At 58.8% G+C, this 20,566-nt stretch carries 18 protein-coding genes and 1 pseudogene; 1 reads left to right on the forward strand and 18 read right to left on the reverse strand.

Translation table 11 applies throughout. The features are described 5' to 3' along the window. Positions 1 to 32: 32 nt before the first annotated feature. The 18 genes and pseudogenes from ATO9_RS18840 to ATO9_RS18925 all read right to left on the reverse strand — a co-directional run bounded on the left by ATO9_RS18840 (position 33) and on the right by ATO9_RS18925 (position 19,985). Positions 33 to 815 (reverse strand): enoyl-CoA hydratase/isomerase family protein, encoded by a 783-nt coding sequence (locus ATO9_RS18840; RefSeq protein WP_043753093.1) that lies wholly within the window; start codon positions 813 to 815, stop codon positions 33 to 35. A gap of 11 nt (positions 816 to 826) precedes the next feature. Further along, a complete protein-coding gene (locus ATO9_RS18845; protein ID WP_238318810.1) occupies positions 827 to 1,738 on the reverse strand; it encodes an enoyl-CoA hydratase/isomerase family protein in 912 nt (303 codons plus the stop codon). After that, the gene (locus tag ATO9_RS18850) at positions 1,683 to 2,933 is read right to left on the reverse strand and encodes an ABC transporter substrate-binding protein (RefSeq protein ID WP_043753095.1); all 1,251 of its coding nucleotides are present in this window, start codon (positions 2,931 to 2,933) and stop codon (positions 1,683 to 1,685) included. Before ATO9_RS18850 ends, ATO9_RS18845 begins: the two co-directional genes overlap by 56 nt. A gap of 97 nt (positions 2,934 to 3,030) precedes the next feature. Then, entirely contained in the window at positions 3,031 to 4,269 is a 1,239-nt protein-coding gene (locus ATO9_RS18855) for an ABC transporter substrate-binding protein (RefSeq protein WP_043753096.1), read from the reverse strand. Positions 4,270 to 4,302: 33 nt separating this feature from the next. Beyond that, positions 4,303 to 5,112 carry an ABC transporter ATP-binding protein gene (locus ATO9_RS18860; RefSeq protein ID WP_043753147.1) on the reverse strand — a complete coding sequence of 270 codons (810 nt, stop codon included), beginning with the start codon at positions 5,110 to 5,112 and terminating at the stop codon, positions 4,303 to 4,305. A gap of 10 nt (positions 5,113 to 5,122) precedes the next feature. Beyond that, positions 5,123 to 6,196, reverse strand: coding sequence for a branched-chain amino acid ABC transporter permease (locus tag ATO9_RS18865; protein ID WP_043753098.1), 1,074 nt, complete (start codon positions 6,194 to 6,196; stop codon positions 5,123 to 5,125). Between the two features lie 3 nt (positions 6,197 to 6,199). Beyond that, complete coding sequence (locus ATO9_RS18870) at positions 6,200 to 7,087, reverse strand: branched-chain amino acid ABC transporter permease (protein WP_043753101.1); 888 nt, start codon at positions 7,085 to 7,087, stop codon at positions 6,200 to 6,202. Further along, positions 7,088 to 9,007, reverse strand: a complete 1,920-nt coding sequence (locus ATO9_RS18875; protein ID WP_048534188.1) for an AMP-dependent synthetase/ligase — start codon at positions 9,005 to 9,007, stop codon at positions 7,088 to 7,090. Next, a complete protein-coding gene (locus ATO9_RS18880) occupies positions 9,000 to 9,806 on the reverse strand; it encodes an ABC transporter ATP-binding protein (RefSeq protein WP_043753103.1) in 807 nt (268 codons plus the stop codon). The genes ATO9_RS18875 and ATO9_RS18880 overlap by 8 nt, the downstream gene beginning before the upstream one ends. A 37-nt stretch (positions 9,807 to 9,843) precedes the next feature. After that, positions 9,844 to 10,698, reverse strand: coding sequence for an SDR family oxidoreductase (locus ATO9_RS18885; RefSeq protein WP_043753104.1), 855 nt, complete (start codon positions 10,696 to 10,698; stop codon positions 9,844 to 9,846). A 105-nt stretch (positions 10,699 to 10,803) separates the two neighbouring features. After that, positions 10,804 to 11,970, reverse strand: coding sequence for an acyl-CoA dehydrogenase family protein (locus ATO9_RS18890; protein ID WP_043753107.1), 1,167 nt, complete (start codon positions 11,968 to 11,970; stop codon positions 10,804 to 10,806). Beyond that, positions 11,967 to 13,178: a CaiB/BaiF CoA transferase family protein gene (locus ATO9_RS18895; RefSeq protein ID WP_043753109.1), complete on the reverse strand. Its 1,212-nt coding sequence runs from the start codon at positions 13,176 to 13,178 to the stop codon at positions 11,967 to 11,969. Before ATO9_RS18895 ends, ATO9_RS18890 begins: the two co-directional genes overlap by 4 nt. Positions 13,179 to 13,301: 123 nt before the next feature. After that, positions 13,302 to 13,721, reverse strand: a pseudogene (locus ATO9_RS24785) (IS66 family transposase); the annotation flags it as partial. 202 nt (positions 13,722 to 13,923) lie between these two features. Then, positions 13,924 to 17,004: an efflux RND transporter permease subunit gene (locus ATO9_RS18905; RefSeq protein ID WP_081979666.1), complete on the reverse strand. Its 3,081-nt coding sequence runs from the start codon at positions 17,002 to 17,004 to the stop codon at positions 13,924 to 13,926. Between the two features lie 27 nt (positions 17,005 to 17,031). Next, complete coding sequence (locus ATO9_RS18910; protein WP_229737778.1) at positions 17,032 to 18,135, reverse strand: efflux RND transporter periplasmic adaptor subunit; 1,104 nt, start codon at positions 18,133 to 18,135, stop codon at positions 17,032 to 17,034. Positions 18,136 to 18,166: 31 nt separating this feature from the next. After that, positions 18,167 to 18,718 (reverse strand): TetR/AcrR family transcriptional regulator, encoded by a 552-nt coding sequence (locus tag ATO9_RS18915; RefSeq protein WP_229737777.1) that lies wholly within the window; start codon positions 18,716 to 18,718, stop codon positions 18,167 to 18,169. Between the two features lie 67 nt (positions 18,719 to 18,785). Next, positions 18,786 to 19,394, reverse strand: coding sequence for a TetR/AcrR family transcriptional regulator (locus tag ATO9_RS18920; protein WP_043753118.1), 609 nt, complete (start codon positions 19,392 to 19,394; stop codon positions 18,786 to 18,788). A 237-nt stretch (positions 19,395 to 19,631) separates the two neighbouring features. Continuing rightward, positions 19,632 to 19,985, reverse strand: coding sequence for a winged helix-turn-helix transcriptional regulator (locus tag ATO9_RS18925; RefSeq protein ID WP_229737775.1), 354 nt, complete (start codon positions 19,983 to 19,985; stop codon positions 19,632 to 19,634). A 133-nt stretch (positions 19,986 to 20,118) separates the two neighbouring features. On the opposite strand from ATO9_RS18925, the gene ATO9_RS18930 reads away from it, so the two are divergent. After that, entirely contained in the window at positions 20,119 to 20,526 is a 408-nt protein-coding gene (locus ATO9_RS18930; RefSeq protein ID WP_043753122.1) for a DoxX family protein, read from the forward strand. Positions 20,527 to 20,566 lie beyond the last annotated feature (40 nt).

Here is a 20,566-nt window from a genome sequence, read left to right on the forward strand (position 1 = left end):
TCCTTGAGTTTTGCGATAAGGTTTCAACCGAGCTAACGGTCTTTGAATTCTGGAGTTCTTTTTTCCGAAAACGCTTTCATGGCCTCGGGAAAGTCATGCGCGCACAGCAAAACGCTTTGGGCATCGCGCTCGATATCCAGCGCCTCGAGATAGCTGCACTCGGCTGCGGCGCGCATCACACGCTTGGCGGTCTGAACGCCAAACATCGGGTGCGTTGCAATCTCGCGGGCAATTTCCAGCGCCCGTACCTCGACCTGGTTGGCCGGCACGCATTCTTCGACAACGCGCAGGTCCCTGGCGGTGCGCCCGTCGATTTCACGGCCCGTGAGCACAAGCATCCGGGCAACGCCCGCACCGGCGCGCTGCTGAAGCAGCCAGCTTGATCCCGTGTCGGGACAACCGCCGACGCGTGCAAATACTTCGCACAGCCGGGCATCTTCGGCGGCAACGACAATGTCCGCCGACAAGGCCAGGCTGAGGCCCGCGCCAAAAGCCACGCCGCATACCGCGGAAATCAGAGGTTTGCGAAACAGATAGGCCGCGCGTCCGCCATCGTGAACCAGGTCCACCATTTCCGACGTCGCCCGCGCGCCTTTGGCGATCTCGGACTGAAACCCGACAAGATCGCCGCCGCTGCTGAAATGATTGCCACCGGTCATAACAACGACACGGATCGTAGCGTCCCGTTCGGCTTCGCGCAGAAGCGCCACCAGTTCTTCGACGAACCCGATGCTGTAAGGGTTGCGTTTTGTCGGCTGAAGAAAACGCAGGATTCCGACAGGGCCTTCCCTGTCCAGGCGAATAAGCTTAGTCATTCAAGTCTCCATCAGGTCCCGGTCCAGACGGGTGCTCGCTTTTCAGCAAAGGCCTTTGGGCCTTCAATCGCGTCGTTGCTGGCGTAAACCACCTCGTGAAGGCGCTTGCCCTCTTTCAGGCCACCCGCACAGCCCAGGTCCATGGTCGCGCGAACGCCGCCTTTCGCGGCAACAACCGACAGCGGGGCCGCGCTGGCAATGCGTTTGGCAAGGTCAAATGCCCTTGCGCGGACAGCATCGGGAGTGTCTTCGATATAGTTGGTGAACCCGTATTCGTGCAGGCGCTCGATCGGCATCAAGTCGCCGGTCAGAACGATTTCCATAAGGATGGGCTGCGGTAGCATGGACAGTGCCGGCGATGCCCAGGGCGATCCACGACCGATCTTTACTTCGGTGATACCGACCTTGGTCCCCTTGAGACCGACCCGCAGATCGCAATTCAAGGTCAGCATCATGCCGCCCGCCATCAGCGACCCTGTCATCGCCGCGATGATCGGTTTCTTGCAGGCGCGCATGGTCTCGTGAAACGGGTCGCGCATCTTGGTCAGAATATCGACACCCTCGTCGCGTGCGATTTGTGTGGCTTCCTTCAGATCCAGTCCGGCGCTGAAAACGCCGCAATCGGCAGAAGTCAGAATGGCCACACGAACGCTGTCATCCGCCTCGATCTTCTCCCAAGCGTCGGTCAGCCCGTTCGTCGCCGCCACGGAAAGCGCGTTTTTACGTTCGGGCCGGTTGATACAGACGGTCGCAATTCCGTCTTCGATCTTCACGTCAATGGGGCTCATGATACCTGCTTCGCTTTCTCGGGACAATCTAACTGCGGAAAGCTTCCCCGCGACATGTCTGCCGCGGGGAAGCTCTGTCTTATTCGACGGTGAACGTCGCGGAGCTGTGCTTGATGACATCCCAAACAACGTCAAGATAGTCGGCGCTCCAGTCGGTCAGCGGAACCCAGGTTTCGCCATTCCACTGCTCGACCCGGGTCTTGCCGCCACCACCGTGGTCTTTGTCGGTCACTGTAACCGGGGCCATGATGCCGTTTCCATCGAAGTTCTCGATCGATTCATAGGCATTCTTCATGCTTTCCGGTGTGATCGGCCAACCGTTTTCAGTAATTGCGATCCGCGCGGCTTCGAAACCGGCCGAGTAGATCGCCATGCCCGTGTTGTAGTACACGTCGCGCACCAGGCTCTCGGGACCGCTGCCCTTGCCATTGGCATAGTAGGTGTCCAGCATCGTCTTGACGATCGGAACTTCCTGGCCACCGGCCACGTTGGTCCCGCGCAGGATGCCTTTCGCCTCTTGTGCGCCGATATTGGCGATATCGACTTCGTTCAGCCAGTTCACCGACAGATATCGGTCGATCGGGAAACGGTTGCGGCGCATTTCCTTCGAGGCGACCACATGCCCGCCCGCCAGCAGCCAGCTGATCACGTAGTCAGGCTTGTCGCGGCGGATTTTGCTCCATGCGCCGGCCTGATCCGACCCGGGAAGCGGTACGGGATACAGCTCCAACTCGAACCCTTCCTTTTCGGAAAGCGTTTTCAGGATCTCGATCGGTTCCTGGCCAAAGGGATAATCCAGATAGATGAACCCGATCTTCGCCTTGCTCAAGTCACCGCCCATCTGACCCTTGATGAAGGCAACGTCATTTGCCGCCTGCTGCCAGTACGTCGGACCGACCGGGAAAACCCATTCGAACACTTCGCCGTCCACCGCGTCACCGCGGCCAACGAAAGACTGCATCAGTACGTTACCGTCCTTCATGGCACGCGGCAAAACCGCGTTCGTGACCGGCGTGGACAGAAAGTTGAACAGGAACACGCCTTCGCGCTTGAGCTGCTCGTAGCATTCCACACCGCGCTGCGGTTCGTTGCCGTGATCGCGAATGATGACTTCAACCGGATGACCTTCGATACCGCCATTTTCGTTGGTGTACATCGCCAGGTCCTGCGCGGCCTGGGCCACCTGCGGTGAAATGAACGTGTAGGATTTACTAAGGTCGAAGCAGAGTCCGAAGCGGATAGGCTCCTTGTCCTGCGCTGAGGCAACAGTCGCGCTTGCTGCCAGTGCAGTAGCAACGGCCACTGCCTTAATGTGCTGTTTGACTTTCATGTTATCTCTCTCCCGTTGGTTTAGTGTAGGGCGGTGATACCGTTTCGTAAGCGCCACTGCCGCCCCGCGTAGCGTCACACTTCCTGCAATCAGTCATTCACTGCTCGTATTTCGCGGAACTCTCTTTAACCACACCCCACACAACGTCCGTGTACTCAGAGATCCAGTCGGTTTGCGGCACCCAAGTCTCTCCGTCCCACATTTCGATACGGGTCTTGCCCCCGCCGCCATGATCTTCGGCCGTCACCGTAATGGGGGCCATCAGCCCGTTCGCGTCATAGCCCTCAAGCGACTCCAGTCCGGCCTTGTAGGATGTCGGAGTGATCGGCAGCCCCTCGGCTTCCGCCGCCTTGCGCGCGGCTTCGAACATGATAGAATACATGGCCAGCCCGGTGTTGTAGAAAACGTCCTGCGTCTTCTCGATCGGGCCGGATCCCTCGCCCTTGTCATAAAGCTCGGCCATGATTTCCTGATACAGGGCAATATCCTGACCGCCCACGACATTGGTCCCGCGCTTGATACCTTTGGCGGCCTCTTTACCGATGTTGGCGATATCGACTTCGTTCAGCCAGTTGACCGAGATGTATTTGTCCATCGGAATGCGATTGCGCTTCATCTCTTTCGAGGCAACCACATGGGCACCGCCCAGCATCCAGACGATCACATGATCGGGCTTGTCGCGGCGCACCTTGGACCACACGCCGGCCTGGTCGCTGCCAGGCAGTGGCACGGGGTACAGTTCAAGCTCGAAACCCTCTTTCTCGGACAGGGTTTCCAGGATCTCGATCGGCTCCTGCCCGAAGGGATAATCGAAGTAAACAAACCCGACCTTCACATCTGACAGATCGCCGTCATTCAATTGCTTGATGTAGGCGACATCGTTGGCGGCCTGTCCCCAATAGGTCGGCCCGATCGGATAGACCCAATCGAAGACGGTGCCATCAACGGCATCGCCGCGCCCGACAAGAGACTGCATCAGGATACGCCCGTCTTCCATGGCCCGCGGCAGGATAGCCAGAGACACCGGAGTGGACAGGGTATCGAAAACAAAGACGCCCTCGCGGCTGAGTTTCGAGTAGCACTCGATTCCGCGCTGCGGTTCGTTCCCGTGGTCACGCACGATGACTTCGACCGGTTCCCCACCGATGCCGCCCTTCATGTTGATGAGCTTGGCAAGGTCCATCGCGGCCTGCGAAACCTGCGGCGTGGCAAAGGTATAGGCTTTGCTGAGATCGTAGCAGATGCCGATCTTGAATGGCTCGGCCAGCGCCTGGGTGCCAAACATTGCTCCGCCGAACATTGATAATACGGCCAACGCTTTGGTAAGTTTCTTCATTTGTTCCTCCCTGAACAGCTTCTGATTAGTACCTCAACTCAACCAACGTTTGCGTCGGCTGTAGTGTTTGACGTTGTGAAAATCGGTCTCTCCGCCGCCTAGATAGAACTCCTGAATGTCGGAGTTAGATTTGAGCGCCTCGGCGGTGCCGTGCATAACAACGCGGCCGTTTTCGATAAGGTACCCTTGCGAAACGATTTCCAGAGCCGCCAAGGCGTTCTGTTCCACCAGCAGGACGGACAGGCCCTCATCCTTATTGATCTTTTGTAGGATGCCGAAGATTTCCTCGACCAGGAACGGAGCAAGCCCGAGACTTGGTTCATCAAGCATCAACAGCTTCGGCTGGGTCACGAGGGCCCGCCCAATGGCAAGCATCTGTTGCTCACCACCCGACAAATAGCCTGCTTGCGAATTTTTGCGTTCGGCAAGCCGCGGAAAATATCCGTAGATCTTTTCCTTTTCCGCATTCAGCGTTGATCGGGACATTCCGCGTGGCGCGGCGGCGGTCAGGTTCTCGTCGGGGGTCAGGTGTTCGAAGACCCGCCGCCCTTCGATGACATGACAGATGCCCATCTCTACGCGTTTTTGCGCGAGCGCTTCGGTAATGTCCGTTCCCTGGAACGTTATCTCACCTCGGCTGATGCGTCCGCGCTCGGCTTTCAAAAGACCGCTGATCGCTTTCAACGTGGTGCTTTTTCCCGCTCCGTTAGAACCCAAAAGTGCGATCATCTCGCCCTTTGGAACCTGAACCGAAACACCTTTGATCGCCAGCATTACATTGTCGTACAGCACCTCGACACTGTTCATGGACAGAATGTTCTGGGCTTCAACTTTTTCTTGCATCGGCATTCCCCTATTTCTTGAACTGATCGAAGGGCCAGACCATCAGATAGTCTCTGATGTTGCCGTAGAGTTTTCCCAAACCGAGTGGTTCGATCAGAAGGATAATGACGATCAGTGCGCCATAGACTGCGTTCGGGATGTGAGCGAGTGTTTCAACATCGATCTGCGTGCCAAGCCCGTCACTCAACGTGACGACGAGACCGTTCACGATACCCGGAACAAGAAGGATCAGGGCAACACCGAAATAGGAACCGATAATGCTGCCAAGGCCGCCAACAATCACCATCGCAAGAACCTGGATCGAAACGGCAACCGAGAATTGCTCGGGTGCGGCGAGAAAGAAAAAGGTGGCAACAAGCAACGCACCGCTGACGCCTGCGATGAACGAAGAAGTCGCGAATGCGAGGATTTTGTAGTAGAAACTGTTCACACCCAGGATCGCGGCCGCAAAGTCTTTTTCCCGGACAGCGACCAAGGCGCGACCGAGTCCAGTCCGCTTTAGATTAAGCATGAAGATCGTCACCAACACACACCAGCCGAAGGCGACATAGTAGAAGCCAGTATCAGTGGTAATCTCTTGCCCGAGCAGCGCCAATGTCGGTGACTGGAGCGACGCGTGTGAGCCCCCCGAGATCGCCGGAGAGTGGGTCAGAACCCAGTCCATCACGAATTGCATAGCGAGAGTAGTGAGAGCGAGATAGAGGCCCTTGACCCGCAAAGCGGCAAAAGCGAACAGGCTGCCGATCACGGATGACGTCAATCCGCCGATGATAAGGGCGAATTCCCACGGCACCCCGAAACGCGCGGCATGGATCGACGAATACGCTCCGACGGCCATGACTGCAGCATAACCCAAGTGAAGTTGGCCTGCCCAACCTGTCACCAGATTCAATCCAAGCGCGGCGGCCGTCCAGATCAGCCAAGGAAGCATGTAGCTGTTCAGATAAAGCGACGGGATGATGAATGGCGCGGCAAGGCCAATCAAGAAGATGAATGCTGTCAGATTCCGGTCAGCAGGCAACTTGAAGATTCGGCTGTCCGAAACGTAGTTGGCGTGATGGACGCCAGAAAGTCTGTAAAACATGCCTTACACCCTTTCGATGTCGTGACGACCGAACAGCCCGTGCGGACGGATCATGACGGTAAGAATGAGCACGGCAGCGACGATAAGCTCACGGCTTCCGCCTCCGACAAGCGGATCGAGGAAATCAGCGCCAACGTTTTCGACGACGCCCAGGATGATGCCTGCGATCACGGCGCCAAGGATACTGTCGAGACCACCGAGAACGGCAACCGTCAGACCTTTGAGAAGCAACAGCGACAGCGCCTGATCGACACCCTGAATCTCGCCCCAGATAACGCCAGCGGCGACGGCAACAACGGATGCCAATGCCCAGGACAACCCAACGCCGCGCTCAACCGCGATACCGACCGACCACGAAGCCATGTAATCATCCGCGATCGCCCGCAACTTGATCCCGGTCCGGGTTCGGAAAAACAGCATGAATGCGACAAACAAGGCGAGCGCAACACCGGCACCAACCAGATGGATGCGGCTGATGAAGATGTCGCCCAGGAACAGCGGATCATAGCTGACGCCCAGTTCCATCGAACGCGACGTCCCGCCCCAGATCGCAAGCGTTGTACCCCGCAGAAAAATGTCGAGGCCGAGTGTCAGCATCAAGATCATGACAACCGGCCGACCTGCGAGACGGCGCAGGGCAACACGCTCAATGCCGAACCCAAGGCCGAACATGACAACCGCAGCCAGAGGGATGGCCAGCCACAAGGGTAAACCCACGTCGCGTGCCAGCGCCAGGACCACATAGGCCCCGACCATGGTCAACCCGCCCTGCGCCAGATTGGGCACCGAAGATGCCTTGTAAATCAGCACGAGGCCGATGGCGAATAGCGAGTACAGCAGACCCGTCAAGGCTCCGTTGATCGCAAGCTCTGATAGAAAGACCCAGTCCATTTATACCTCCCTGATGGGAAGGCTTCTTTCGACCTTCCCTACTTCCCCGGTCTCGTAAGTCACCTGCGCGCTTACATGGACCTCTTTTGAACCGTCGTAGAGCGCCGCGATCACGTCAGCATAGCGTTCCTGAACGACCTTCCTCCGCAGTTTTCGGGTTCGCGTGATTTCACCATCGTCCGGGTCGAATTCTTTCGGCAGACTGACAAAGCGTTGCAGGCGCAATGGTTCGGTGACGGCCTTGTTGACCCGTTGGAAGGCCTCGCGAAGCAACGTCGCGACCTCTTCACGCTGAGAAAGATCGGCATATGACACGTAAGGTACGCCGTTCACTTCGGCCCAGTGCCCCACGGCCTCGAAATCCACGCAGACCATCGCCGTCAGTTCCTTCAGCCCGGCGCCAATCACGGCCGCATCCTTGATATACGGGCTGAATTTCAACCGGTTCTCGATGTAGTTTGGAACGTAACGTTCACCGTCGGCGGTGTGCATGACCTCGGATACACGCCCCAGAACAACCAGGTGTCCGTCGTCCTCCAGATAGCCGGCATCACCTGTATGCAGCCACCCGCCGTCAAGGGCTTCGGCGGTCGCTTCGGGTTTGTTGAAGTACCCTTCAAACACGCTGTCCGAGCGCACCAGGATCTCACCGTCTTCGGCAATGCTGACCTCGACGCCAGGCGCGGGTTTGCCAACCGTATGAAGACGGACCTCGCCCGGAGCCTGAATCGCGTTGATCGCGCTGTTCTCGGTCTGGCCGTAGAGCTGACGCAACTTGATCCCCAGGGCGCGGTAGAACACAAAGGTGTCTTCCCCGATCGCTTCACCGCCGGTGAACGCATTCTTGAGGCGGCTCATCCCGAACTGGTCCTTGATCGGACCGAAAACAATCGCCTCGCCCAGAAGCCGGCCCAATGGCTCAAGAACACCGCCGCTTTTGCCATTCAGCTTGCGCGTTTCCGCCGCGATGGCCCGATCCATGAAAAAATGGTACAGCCATTTCTTTAAAGGGGTCGAATTTTCGATACCAACCTGGATTGTCGTCAGCATCTGGTCCCAGCTTCTTGGCGCCGCCAGATAGAATGTCGGAGCGATCTCGCGCATGTCGCGCACGACCGTTTCCTGGCGCTCAGGCACATTCACGGTGAAACGCCAAAGGAGTGCCGCGGCAACGGTTATGGCGTAGTCTCCCACCCAGGCCATCGGCAAGTACGCGAGGATCTCCTCATTTTCGTCGAAGGCACCCGCCGCATGTCCATTCCGAGCAGCAGCAAGAACGTTCTTCTGACTCAGTACGATGCCCTTCGGCGCGCCCGTCGTTCCGGAGGAGTGCAGAAAAATGGCCGGATCTTCCGGCTTCGCACGACTAAGCAGTTCCTCACGCAGGCCCGGGGTTTCGTTCAGATCGTGCTGACCAACTTCGATCAGGTGATCCCAGGACAACAGCCCTTCAACCTCGTAGAAGCCAAGACCGCGCGCTTCATCATAAATGATGTGGTCGATGCCCTCGGCGCCCGCGTCCTTCAGTTCCAGGATCTTGTCAACCTGTTCCTGATCTTCGGCGATGGCCGCGACGATTTCGACTTCGCCAAGAAAGTGCCGGAGTTCTTCGAGCGTCGCGCCGGGATAGGCAGGCATTGCATAGGCACCCAGCAACGAAATAGCCAGCATTCCGCCATACAGCCGCGCCCGGTTGTCGCCCAGGATAAGCACCGCCTTGCCCGGTGTTACGCCGATTTTCTCAAGCCCGGCCGCGCAGGCCAGCACCTCTTCGGCGTATTCCGCCCATGTGGTTTCCTTCCAGATCCCACGCTCTTTTTCGCGAAGCGCGATTTCCGAACCGTGTTTCGAGGCGTTCCGCGCCAGAATTGCGCCGATCGTGTCGCCGCCCGAAGACTGTTTCTTCGTCAAATCAGTCATGCGACCCTCCGATATATGCCTCGATGACCCGCGGGTCCTTCACAACCTCCTTGGGGATGCCACTTGCGATCATTTCACCATAATTCAGGGCCAGCATCCGATCACAAATGCCGGTGATGACATCCATATGGTGTTCGATCAGCAGAACGCTGACGCCGCGTTCGGCACGGGCATCCAGAATGAAACGGGACATATACCCTTTCTCTTCCTGGTTCATGCCGGCCATCGGTTCATCGAGAATCAGCATCTGTGGCTCGGCCACCAATGCCCGCGCCAGCTCGACCCGTTTTTTCAACCCGATCGGAAGGCCATCGACCAACTCATGCCGGATGCTCTCGAGTTGTAGAAACTCGATCACCTCTTCGACGATCTTGCGGTTTTCGATTTCTTCACGCTGTGCTGCCCACCAGTAAAGCGCGGTGCGCAGAACGCCCGGTTTCATGTGGATGTGCCGCCCCAGCAGGATGTTGTCCAGAACGCTCATCCCGTTGAACAAGGCAAGATTCTGGAACGTCCGGGCGACGCCGAGCTTGGCAACCTTGTGAGGTGCCGTACCCGTGATTTCCTTTCCTGCCAACCGGACAGTCCCCACATTCGGTGGGTAGAACCCGGTAATTGCGTTCGTCAGTGTTGTCTTGCCGCTGCCGTTCGGGCCGACAAGTCCAAAGATTTCCCCCTGCCGAATGACGAGGTCCACACCGGTGACAGCGACGATGCCGCCGAACCGTCGCTCGACCCCGCTGCACTCCAGTATCGCCCCATCATCGGCTCCGATTGCTGTTTTAATCCTTGTCGTCATCTAGATATCATTGTCCCCCTAAGGTTCATGGCCAACATCAGGTAATCCGGAAGTAGTCCGGCCGCCCCGTTGGCCATGGATCCCCCCACAATTGCTGCCCACCGTCGATGTTCAGAACTTCTCCGGTTACGAATTTCCCTGAATTCGCCGCCATATAGACAACCCCTTCAGCGACATCCCATTCGTCCCCGGCGTGCCGCATCGGGTTGGAGTCCTGAAAGGTCGCAGAACCCTCCGGAGGGTAGTTCCCGAAACCGTTGCTTTCGCAGCAACCCGGCGCCACGCAGTTCACTCGGATACCGTGCGGGGCCCACTCCACCGCAACCGACTTGGACAGGTAAACTACCCCTGCCCGGGCCGCACAGGTATGCGCGATGCCGGGCATGCCGCGCCAGATATCGGCCACGATGTTGACGATGGAGCCCGATTGCTTGTTGGCAACCCAGTGGCGCGCCGTGGATTGCATCATCCACCACGTGCCGTTCAGGTTGGTGTCTATGACCGCATTCCAGCCCTTTGGACTAAACTCCAACGCTGCTTGCGGAAACTGACCCCCAGCATTGTTCACCAATACGTCAATCGCCCCGAACTCCTGGTTCGTCTTGGCGACAAAATCCTCGACCTGCTCAGGCTCCCGGATGGTCATAGGCACAGCGAAGACTTTACCCCCGAAACTTTCGAGGAACTCCCTCGCCAAAGCCAGTTTCTCTTCGTTGCGTCCATTGATCGCCAGATTGGCCCCGAGCCTCGCGAACAGGGTCGCAATTGCCAGCCCCAATCCGCCTCCAGCGCCGGTCACCACAACAGTTTTGCCGGTGAATAAACCGCATGCGTAAACGGTTGCACGTTTTGATAGGTCCTCCCTCGAAGACCCAAACTGCGTCTTATTCATGACGCCTCCTCCCATTCCCCATTAGGGGCAGTTGCCAGCAATCTAACGAGTGTTAGAAAATTGGTCAAGACAACTTTTCCCACCAGCCCCGCCCGTTATCTCCGATCAGTAAGACTTTGGAAGTCCAAGGGCTTTTTCTGCTATGAACGACAGAAGCATCTGCGGTGTCACCGGTACGATGCGGAACAGCAGAGCTTCACGTACCAGTCGCTCCACGTGATATTCCTTAGCATATCCGAATCCGCCAAACGTAATTTGCGCGGCTTCGGTCGCCTCGACCGCGGCGTCGGCGGCCAAAAGCTTGGCGGCGTTCGCCTCGACGCCGCAGGGTTCTCCCGCATCGTAGAGGGCTGCAGCGTGCATCACCATGAGATTGGCAGATTCCACTCGCGCCCAGGCTTTGGCGAGTGGATGCTGAACCCCCTGATTTTGGCCGATCGGGCGGTCAAAAATCACACGTTCGTTTGCATAATGCGCCGCTCGCGCCAGTGCGTTGCGCGCAATACCGATGCATTCACCGGCCACCAGGATGCGTTCGGGATTCAACCCGTGCAAAATTTGCCTAAAGCCTTTGCCCTCCTCCCCGATCAGGTCCTCAGCCGGAATCGGCAATCCATCGATGAAGACTTCGTTCGAATCGACAGCCTTTCGACCCATCTTTTCGATCTCTCGCACGTCAACGAAATTTCGGTCGAGATCTGTATAGAACAGGCTCAGCCCTTCGGTCGGGCTGCTCACATCCTCTAGCCGCGTTGTTCTGGCCAGAAGCAACATCTTGTCCGCCACCTGCGCGGTAGAAATCCAGACTTTTTGTCCGTGCACGACATATCTGTCCCCCTGCCGCACCGCCATGGTCTTCAGCTTTGTGGTGTCTAACCCGATCGTCGGTTCGGTTACGGCGAAACAGGCCTTTTCATCGCCTGCTATTAGAGGGCCAAGCATACGCGCGCGCTGCTCATCGGTCCCAAACTTCACCACCGGGTTGAGCCCGAAAATGTTCATGTGGATGGCCGAGGCTCCGCTTGCGCCGGCCCCCGACTCGGCAATTGCCTGCATCATTATGGTCGCCTCGGTGATCCCCAGACCCGCGCCGCCGACAACTTCTGGCATGGCGATACCTAGCCAGCCGCCATCGGCCATTGCCCTGTGCAGATCATGGGGAAAACCACCGTTGCGATCCCGATCCAGCCAATAGTCGTCGTCGAACCCTGCGCAAATCCGCAGAATCTGGTCGCGAATCTCTTGTTGGTCGGCGGTCAATCGAAATGTCATAGCGCGCGCCCTCCCTCCAATCTTACGAGCCCAGCCTCACATAGGGCAGCGATCCGCTTATCGTTAAAACCAAGATCACGCAGAATGCTTTGGCTGTCTGCGCTAGGCGGTCGTCCCAGCCAACGAAGCTGACCGGGCGTCGCGCTGAGATGAGGGACCGGACCAATGACCTGGGTCTGTTCGCCGTCGACCGACACGATGTCCCCACGATGGCGTATCTGCTCGTTCGTCATGATCTCTTCGACGCTCAACACACGCGAGGCAACCGCATCATGGCGGGCGAATACCGCTTCCACTTCCTTAGCCGTGTGCTGCGTGACGAAATCATTGATCGCGTCAAAGACCACCGTCATGTGCCGCGACATCTCGCCCAATGTCGCGAACCGCGGGTCATCGGCGAGGGCATCGCCTCCGACCGCCCGCAACAGGCGCTGCGCGGTTTCCGCGCTCCCTGCCGAAACGCTCAGCCACACCCCATCGGACGTTCGGAACATCCCCCCCGGAGCAAAGTCCATCGGCTGGCGCAGCCCATTGCGTCGCGGCGAGAGGTTCGCGCCAGTCAATGCGGGAACAGGATAATCCATCAACCGAAGCAGGGCCTCGAATACTGCAATATCGACGACCTGACCGCGTGCTATCCCCTTTTCGCGAGCAAATAGCGCGATCATGATTCCCAAAGCGCCCATTAGCCCTGTCGTGCTGTCAGCCGCCGGAAAGCCGGGGTGCATCGGCGGCCCGTCGGGAAAACCGGTCAGATGCGCTAATCCACTCATGGCCTCCGCAGCACGCCCAAACGCTGGCAGGTCGCGCATCGGACCGTCCTGTCCGTAACCTGAAACCCGCAAGACAACCAAGTCCGGGTTCCAATCGTGCAAGACGTCTGGCCCAACACCGGCACGTTCCAGCACACCCGGTCGGAAATTCTCGATCAGCACGTCGGCATCTTCGACCAACTTTCGCAGGATGTCCCGGCCCTCGTCGGACTTCCAGTCCAGACCTAGTGTTTTCTTGTTACGGCCCAAAGTCTTCCACCAGACGCCCACCCCATCCTCTGCCTTGGGTCCAAGGTCGCGCATCATATCCGTCCGGTTGGGGGCTTCGATCTTGATGACATCTGCACCAAAATCCGAGAGTAAAGCTGCCGCAAGTGGTCCGGCAATTACGTGACCAAGTTCTATAATCTTCAGTTGATCAAGGGGTCCAGACATCTGCACTTTCGACTTTGCTAATTTTCTAATGATTGTTCGATTCCTAGCAAAGGCGAAGTCGGACCTCAAGATTCAAAGGTAATCACCTCCCCGAAAACGTAACCGCCCGGTTGTTACCATGGATCAGATCATTGGCGTCCTGTTCCATGGAAGCGGTTCGTTGAGCGGGTTGGTCATGTGATTGTGGATGCGGTCGAGGATTTCGGCCAGCCAGGCTGGCGGATAGAGGCCGTTCATCTTGGCTGTCTCGACAAGGGACATCGCCCAGGACAGCGTTTCGCCACCGCTGTCGGAGCCTGCAAAAAGCCAGTTCTTTCGCCCGACGCTGATCGGGCGCATGACGCGCTCGGCGGTGTTGTCGATGCCGACGCGGCCATCTCCAAGGAAGAGCTCGAATGACGGCCAGCAGCTGAGACCATAGCGGAAGGCCTTCGCGAGATCGCCCTTGCCGGGAATGCGTCGCAGTTGGGCCTCGGTCCATGCCTTGAAGGCCTAGACCATGGAGCGGGAGTGCGCCTGGCGTGCTGCCAGCCGCAGTTCCGCTGTCTTTTTTGCCCACCCGAACTATGGCCTGCCGTGCGTTCTTTCAGGCCTGTGGGACGAAGCGCTCGTCTTTGGCGGCACCGAAGTGGCTCCGACATTCGGCGGTTTTCTCGAAGGCGCGCTTGAGGCGACGGAACATGCCTACACCGTCCTTAAGACGGGTCGAGGGCGCTCAGAGAAACGCTTATAACTGCATCTGCGTTCAGGCTGTCGCTGGGGAACCTGAAGGAGCGGTTTCTTGTTTAGGCGGCTTGATCAAGAAAAACAGCGCATACAATACCGGCACCGCGACCAGTGTCAGGATCGAGGCGAACGCGAGGCCACCCATGACTGTGACAGCCATCGATGCGAAGAAGGCGTCTGATATGAGCGGAATCATACCGAAAATCGTTGTGCCCGCAGCCAGCGCGACGGGCCTCAAACGGCTGACCGAGCCATCGATCAACGCCTGATAGTCCTCGACACCTTCGGCGCGTTGCTGATCGATTTCTTCCACCAGCACAATGGCATTCTTCATCAGCATCCCGGAAAGGGACAAGAAGCCGAGAAGCGCCGTGAACGTGAACGGTAGCCCAGTGAACAGCAGACCAAGAACCATCCCCGTGACCGACATCGGAACCACGAGCCACAGGATCAGTGGCTGGCGCACTTTGTTGAACATCAGGATCGAAATTGTCAGCATTACCAGAAAGCCCAAGGGAAGCTGTTTGCCGAGACTTGCCTGCGCTTCTCCAGCGCTTTCGAACTCGCCACCCCATTCCATCGTGTAGCCTTCGGGAAGCCGAATGGCTTCGATATCAGAGCGGACACTGCGAAAGGCCTCATCTGCTGTCAGGTCGCCGCCTGCGCCGCCGAGGACCGTTATCGTACGCTCACGGTCGCGGCGGTGGATAAGGGCCTCGACGAGGCGGGGCTCAAAGCCGGAGACGAGGTTGGCCATCGGCACATAGCCATTTGCACCCGGCGACCAGACGGAGAGATCGCGCAAACGATCCAGCCCGTCGCGCTCGACCTCGGGAAGCCGCAGATACATCGGGATTTCGGCATCGCCTTCGCGCAGGGTGCCGACCCGCAGGCCCGAGGTGCCGTATTGCACGGTGTCGGCGATCGAAGCGCGAGTCGCACCGGCCAACCGCATGCGAGCCTCGTCGACGATGGGTTCGACGAGAATTTCGCGCTGCCGCCAGTCTGTGCGCGGGTTTGTGATCGTGCCGGCCTCGTCGAAGATCGCAAGCGCGTTATCCGATAGCTGCCGAAGGACCACCGGATCGGGTCCGGAAAATCGCACGGCGACATCGGCCCCGGCAGGAGGACCGAAGACGATCTCCTCGACGCGGATAAGAGGATTGGAGAATTGCGCCGGCAGTTCGCGATTGAGACGCGCCGCAACATCGGGGATGAGTGTGGCATCGGTCGCACGCACGATCAGCTGACCGTAGCTCGCATCGGCCTGCTCAGGGTTGTAGGTCAGCATGAAGCGGCTGGCCCCTCGCCCGACAAGCGTCGTCACGTCTGTCACGATCTCCTCGCCTAAGATGATCGCCTCCAGCCGAGCGATTTCTTCATTCGTGACTCGAATGTCCGTGCCTTGCGGCATCTGGAATTCGACGTAGAATATCGGTGTGTTCGACGCCGGAAAAAAAGCCTGCTTGACCTGGCCGAAGGCCATGACCGACCAGACCGTGATTCCGGCGATCGTCAGGACGACGAGCACGCGGGCGCGCAGCGCCATCCAGAGGAAACCGCGATAGGCCGAATAGATGAGGCCGCCATAGGGATCCTTGGAAATGTCTTTCGGTGCCCTCAGAAGAAGCTTCCCGAGATAGGGTGTGACGGTTACGGCGAGGATCCAGCTCATCAGCAACGAAATCGCGATAACCGCGAACAGCGAGAACAGAAATTCGCCGGTGGCATCTGGCGACAATCCAATTCCAGAGAACGCCATGATCCCGATCACGGTGGCCCCAAGCAGAGGAAACGATGTCGCGGTCTCGGTATCGGCGGCGGCGTCTTCGGCGGACTTGCCCCGCGCCATGCCAATCAGCATGCCTTCGGCGATCACGATGGCGTTGTCGACCAGCATACCCATGGCGATGATCAGTGCCCCGAGACTGATCCGTTCCATCTCGATGCCGAAGACAGACATGAAAAACAGCGTGGAAAACACCGTTAGGCCCAGGGTGGCACCCACGACCAAACCCGCGCGCCAACCCATGGTCAGCATCAGCGCCCCGATGACGATGGCCACGGATTGACCGAGGCCGACGAGAAAGCTCGAGACCGCTTCGTCGACGACCTTATGCTGTTCATAGATCGGTACGATCTCGACGCCGTCCGGCAATTCGGTCTTCAGCTGGTCCAGCCGTGCCTCGACCGATCTGCCGACCTCGACAACGTTGCGGTCCACGAGCGCCGAGACCCCGAGGGTGAAGGCCCGCGTGCCATTGTGACGCACGATCTGGCTCGGCCGCTCTGTCTCCTCTCGGACCACGCGAGCGATGTCGTAGAGCGCAATCTGCCCGACCTCTCCGGGGGCGCCGAGCCGCAGCGCCTCTATGCCCTCGACGCTGACATAACCCGGCGGAACGGACACGCCCAGCCGAGACAGCCCTTCGCTGATCTCGCCGTTGGAGAAAACCTGGTTTTCGTCGGCGATGATACCGAGGATCTGGTCCGGTGGCAGGCCCAGTTCGGTCAGGCGCGCCGAAGGGATCGAAATGATGATCTCCTCTTCAGCCAGCCCCTGAACCTCGATCTTGGCCACCCCGTCGACGGTGACAAAGCCGCGCCGCAGTTTAGTCGCGAGGTCTCGCTGTTCCGAGGCGCTCAACCCATCGGCCGTCACAGCGTAGAACATGCCGTAGACGTCGCCGAAATCGTCATTGATGATCGGAGACTGCGCACCGGAGGGGAGCTCTCTTTCGATGTCGCGGATGCGGCGGCGCATTTCGTCCCAGACCTGTGGGATCTCGTCGGGCCCATAGGTCATCTCGATCTCGACCGTGATCTGGGCCATGCCCGGCATGGATTTCGATTCCACCCGGTCGAGCTGCTTCATCTGTTGGAGTGCGCTTTCCACGACATCGGTGACTTCCTCTTCCACCTCCATCGCCGTCGCGCCCGGATAGGGCACGAAAACGAGCGCCGTCTTGAGCGTGAAACTCGGGTCTTCGAGGCGTCCGACCGTGTTCAGCCCCCACAAACCGCCGAGAAGGCAAAAGATAATTGCCAGCCAAACGGCGACCGGACGTCGGATGCTTGCGCGGGAAATACTCATTGTCATGGTTTCGGTTTTCCGGTCCAGGATCGTTCAGAGGCCGCGAACCGCGACTGTTTCGTTTTCCTTCAGGCGCCACCACCCGCCGGACACAACCAGTTCGTCTCCGGAGAGCCCCTCAAGCACGACGATTTCGTCGTCGTTCGGCAGCCCCAGGCGGATCGTCTTACGGGACACCCGGCCGGTCCCCTCGTCATACAGCCAGATGGACGGCTCGCTCCGGCTCGTCGTGTCGATCGCTGAGACCGGGACGACTACCAACCGCGATTGCGCACCCTCCGCGGCGGCGGCTACGCGCACATTCGCCGTCATTCCGGGCAGCAATCTCGGGTCGATGGCGCCCTCGATTGCAAGCTCGAAGTCATAGGTTTGGGCTGTGGGGTCTGCATCGGTCACGAATGTCCGCAGATACAGAGTTGCGTCATATCCCGGCACAGCGGGGAAAGAGGCGGTTACCCTGAATGCATCGGGCTGGGCCCGTGCGATCGCGGCGAGTTCCTCGGGCAGCGAAATCCGCACCCGCATTTCACTGATGTCCTGCAACCTGGCAATCGGAGCCGCAGGGGTGACGTTCGAAAACTCCTCCAGAAAGATGCGCGCGACAATGGCCTCGAAGGGCGCCGCGATCGTGGCTTGAGCCAGACGACGCTTCGCTTCACGGAGGGCGACTTCTGCCTGGGCAAGCTGCGCGCGGTTCGTTTCAAGTCGGGCGTCGGTCGCCACCCCCCTCTCGGTCAGACTCAACGCACGATCGTATTCGGATTTTGCGAGGTCGAAAGAGGCCTGTGCCCGGTCCAGAGCCAATTCGAAATCGACCGGGTCGAGCGCGGCGATTAAATCGCCTTTCTCGACCCGAGTCCCAGCATCTACCGCGAGGTCGGAAAGCTGACCCGAAACCTGAAAGGCAATATCCACGGTCCGGGCGGGCTCCACGCGGCCTGCCAGGCTGCGCGCCCTATCGCTATCGCGAAGCTCGGCACGCGATACTTCGACCGTGACCGGTTGGGCCATGTCTTGCTCGGCGCTCCCTTGCGCATCGGCACCGGAAACCTCATCCGTAGTCTGCGCGAAGACCTTGGATGCGAGGTTCGGGCCGAATTGCACGAGAAGGACAATGGCGAGAAGGAGGGCGACCAATCCGGCGACACCTCCTCGGAAGTATCTGGTTCTATTCGAGCTCATCGATCATGTCCTTGAATCTGTCGATGGTGGCGTCTTGCTGATCGGCATCACCATCCGCGAGGCGAAGGAGCCTCTGGAAACGAAGACCCTGGATCGCCAAAAAGAGAACCATCGCCGCAGTGTCGTCCTGCGCGTCCGAACGGATGCGCTCGACATCACGGGACAGTTCTTTTCTCAGCGGGTCCAGAAGATTCGGATCCGACGCCGAAACCGCGAGAATAGCCATCGAAAGGTCATCATCGGTGCTTCCGGCTTGCAGAACTGTCTCGAGATGACCGCGCAGGGTGCGGGAACTGTGCCCTTCCGGGACCGACGCCAGACGTTCGCGGTGCTCCGCGAGCATTTCGTCGAGCAGCCCGGCCAGAAGCGCTTTCTTGGTGGGGAAGTTGTACAACACCCCACCCTTGCTGAGGCCGGATTCCCGAGCGACGGCGTCGATCGTGATCTTTCCCGCGCCTTCTCGCAGCGCAATCGCCCGCGCAGCGCCGAGAATCTTCGGCGAGGCGTTCTTCGGTTGCTTTTCCACTTGTGCAGTCACCCTGTACCGTCCGGTCGGTTAAGTCATTGGGCGAGCTAATGCGCTGCCCCGTATTTGGCAAGCGAGCTCAATCTGAAAATTTGTCTCTGTGGCCGCTACCGTAAAGTCGCAGGAATGCAGCGACCGCTTCGCGCGCATGTTGCTCGCGGTGGACAGCTCGTTTCACTGCGAGAAGGCGCGGCATAAGTAGCCCCGAAACGCAAAGGTGTATGAAGTGATCGGACGCGCGCCGGTCGTCATCGACATCGAGCGCGCCTTCGCGCGTAAGGCGCTCCAGAATCCTACCGACGAGTTCGCGAGCAGGTTTCGGGCCTGCGCGAAAATAAACCTCACCCACTTCGGGCAGTGCCTCGGAGGCGCCAACGCACGTTCGCAGGAGACGGATGTAGGTGTCGTCCAAGGTGAGGTCGACCATGCGAAGGGCGAGTTCTTCCAACTGGGCGCGCGGCTCCAAAGACGCGATCAAGGGCCGGAGGATTTCGTCCGCAAGCCGACCGCATTCGGATTCAACCACGCTCAGGAACAGTTGCTCCTTGGTCGGGTAATACGAATACATGGTTGCCTTCGACACTTTTCCTTCAGCGGCAATCGCATCGACCGTGGCTCCTTCGTAACCGCATCGGAAGAAAACCTCGCGCGCACCAATCATGACGTCGGCCATTTTTCTCACGGGCATCTCGTTCTCTCTATCCCAGGCAGGACTAGGCGGTTACAAGCTTTACTGTACCGTCTAGTGAGTATAGTAGATAGAAGTTGATTTAGCAGCAAAGCGTAAAGCTGTGCGGATCTACCCCACCAAGCGCCGCTTGGCGGCTTTTTCTAGCGCCGTTTTCAATTCGTCATGAGCTTCGGGTCTGATTCTGCCTGAGTTGTTCTCGGGCGCGGGATTATCCCGCGAACAGGAGGGGTACCGTCATTCTGCCGCGCTTGCGGTCCCGACAAAGGCACCCTCGGCCTCCCAGCGGCGTGCGATCGAGCCAAGCTTGTCCAGCACGCCGCGCAGTTCCGCGCCGCGCTCAGTCAGCCCGTAGGTGACAGCGGGTGGGATGGTCATGGCCTGCTCGCGCCATACAACGCCAGCATGTTCCAGCATTCTCAGCCTCTCGGTCAGGACCCGGGTGGAAATGCCGGGCACCAAACGCTTGAGCGCGCCGAAACGCTGCGGTCCCTGCTCGGACAGAACCCAGAGTATATAGATCGTCCAAGGGCCTGTGATGACACGCAGAAGCGCCTCCATCGGGCATGAGGGGGGCTGGACGCTCTTCATCGTGGATTATCCTCGCGGTTAAAGTAATCTAGTTACTTTTAAGTGCCTACTTTCACGAGCGATGCAAGACACCTAAAGGTACTTAGAGCGGAAACTGCGGCTGAACAAGCCCTTGCAAACAGGGAGTGCGGTGATGAGTGACAACGTGGCAAAGTATGTCTACTGGATCGCGACCGGCCTTGTGGCGCTGGTCTATCTGGGTGCGGCGACTTTCTACATCTCATCCCACGATATGGTCGCGGGCATGTATCGCGAGGTGTTGAGCTATCCCACATACATCATCTGGCCGCTCGCGATTTTGAAGATTGTCGGCGCGGTGGTGATTCTTTGGCGCCCTTCGGCGATGCTGGCGGACTGGGCTTACGCGGCGATGTTCTGGCATCTGGTGTTGGCGTTCGGGGCGCATGTGGGCGCGGGCGATCCAGGCTGGCCACCGGCTCTTGCGACCTGGGTGCTCCTGATCGCCTCGTGGATGACAGCCAATCGCGTGCGTGCGGTAAAGTCGGCATATGCGCCGACGTTTCCGACAGAGACGAATTAATCCGATGCGGAGTTGCCACGGCGCTGGCCATCCACCCTCG

It is taken from the genome of Pseudooceanicola atlanticus, from assembly GCF_000768315.1.
GTDB lineage: Bacteria > Pseudomonadota > Alphaproteobacteria > Rhodobacterales > Rhodobacteraceae > Pseudooceanicola > Pseudooceanicola atlanticus.

Bases quoted from the DNA above. Each gene is read 5' to 3' on its own strand.
- ATO9_RS18840 (WP_043753093.1), bottom strand. From the start codon at position 815: ATGACTAAGCTTATTCGCCTGGACAGGGAAGGCCCTGTCGGAATCCTG.
- ATO9_RS18850 (WP_043753095.1), bottom strand. From the start codon at position 2,933: ATGAAAGTCAAACAGCACATTAAGGCAGTGGCCGTTGCTACTGCACTG.
- ATO9_RS18855 (WP_043753096.1), bottom strand. From the start codon at position 4,269: ATGAAGAAACTTACCAAAGCGTTGGCCGTATTATCAATGTTCGGCGGA.
- ATO9_RS18860 (WP_043753147.1), bottom strand. From the start codon at position 5,112: ATGCAAGAAAAAGTTGAAGCCCAGAACATTCTGTCCATGAACAGTGTC.
- ATO9_RS18865 (WP_043753098.1), bottom strand. From the start codon at position 6,196: ATGTTTTACAGACTTTCTGGCGTCCATCACGCCAACTACGTTTCGGAC.
- ATO9_RS18870 (WP_043753101.1), bottom strand. From the start codon at position 7,087: ATGGACTGGGTCTTTCTATCAGAGCTTGCGATCAACGGAGCCTTGACG.
- ATO9_RS18875 (WP_048534188.1), bottom strand. From the start codon at position 9,007: ATGACTGATTTGACGAAGAAACAGTCTTCGGGCGGCGACACGATCGGC.
- ATO9_RS18880 (WP_043753103.1), bottom strand. From the start codon at position 9,806: ATGACGACAAGGATTAAAACAGCAATCGGAGCCGATGATGGGGCGATA.
- ATO9_RS18885 (WP_043753104.1), bottom strand. From the start codon at position 10,698: ATGAATAAGACGCAGTTTGGGTCTTCGAGGGAGGACCTATCAAAACGT.
- ATO9_RS18890 (WP_043753107.1), bottom strand. From the start codon at position 11,970: ATGACATTTCGATTGACCGCCGACCAACAAGAGATTCGCGACCAGATT.
- ATO9_RS18895 (WP_043753109.1), bottom strand. From the start codon at position 13,178: ATGTCTGGACCCCTTGATCAACTGAAGATTATAGAACTTGGTCACGTA.
- ATO9_RS18905 (WP_081979666.1), bottom strand. From the start codon at position 17,004: ATGACAATGAGTATTTCCCGCGCAAGCATCCGACGTCCGGTCGCCGTT.
- ATO9_RS18920 (WP_043753118.1), bottom strand. From the start codon at position 19,394: ATGCCCGTGAGAAAAATGGCCGACGTCATGATTGGTGCGCGCGAGGTT.
- ATO9_RS18925 (WP_229737775.1), bottom strand. From the start codon at position 19,985: ATGAAGAGCGTCCAGCCCCCCTCATGCCCGATGGAGGCGCTTCTGCGT.
- ATO9_RS18930 (WP_043753122.1), top strand. From the start codon at position 20,119: ATGAGTGACAACGTGGCAAAGTATGTCTACTGGATCGCGACCGGCCTT.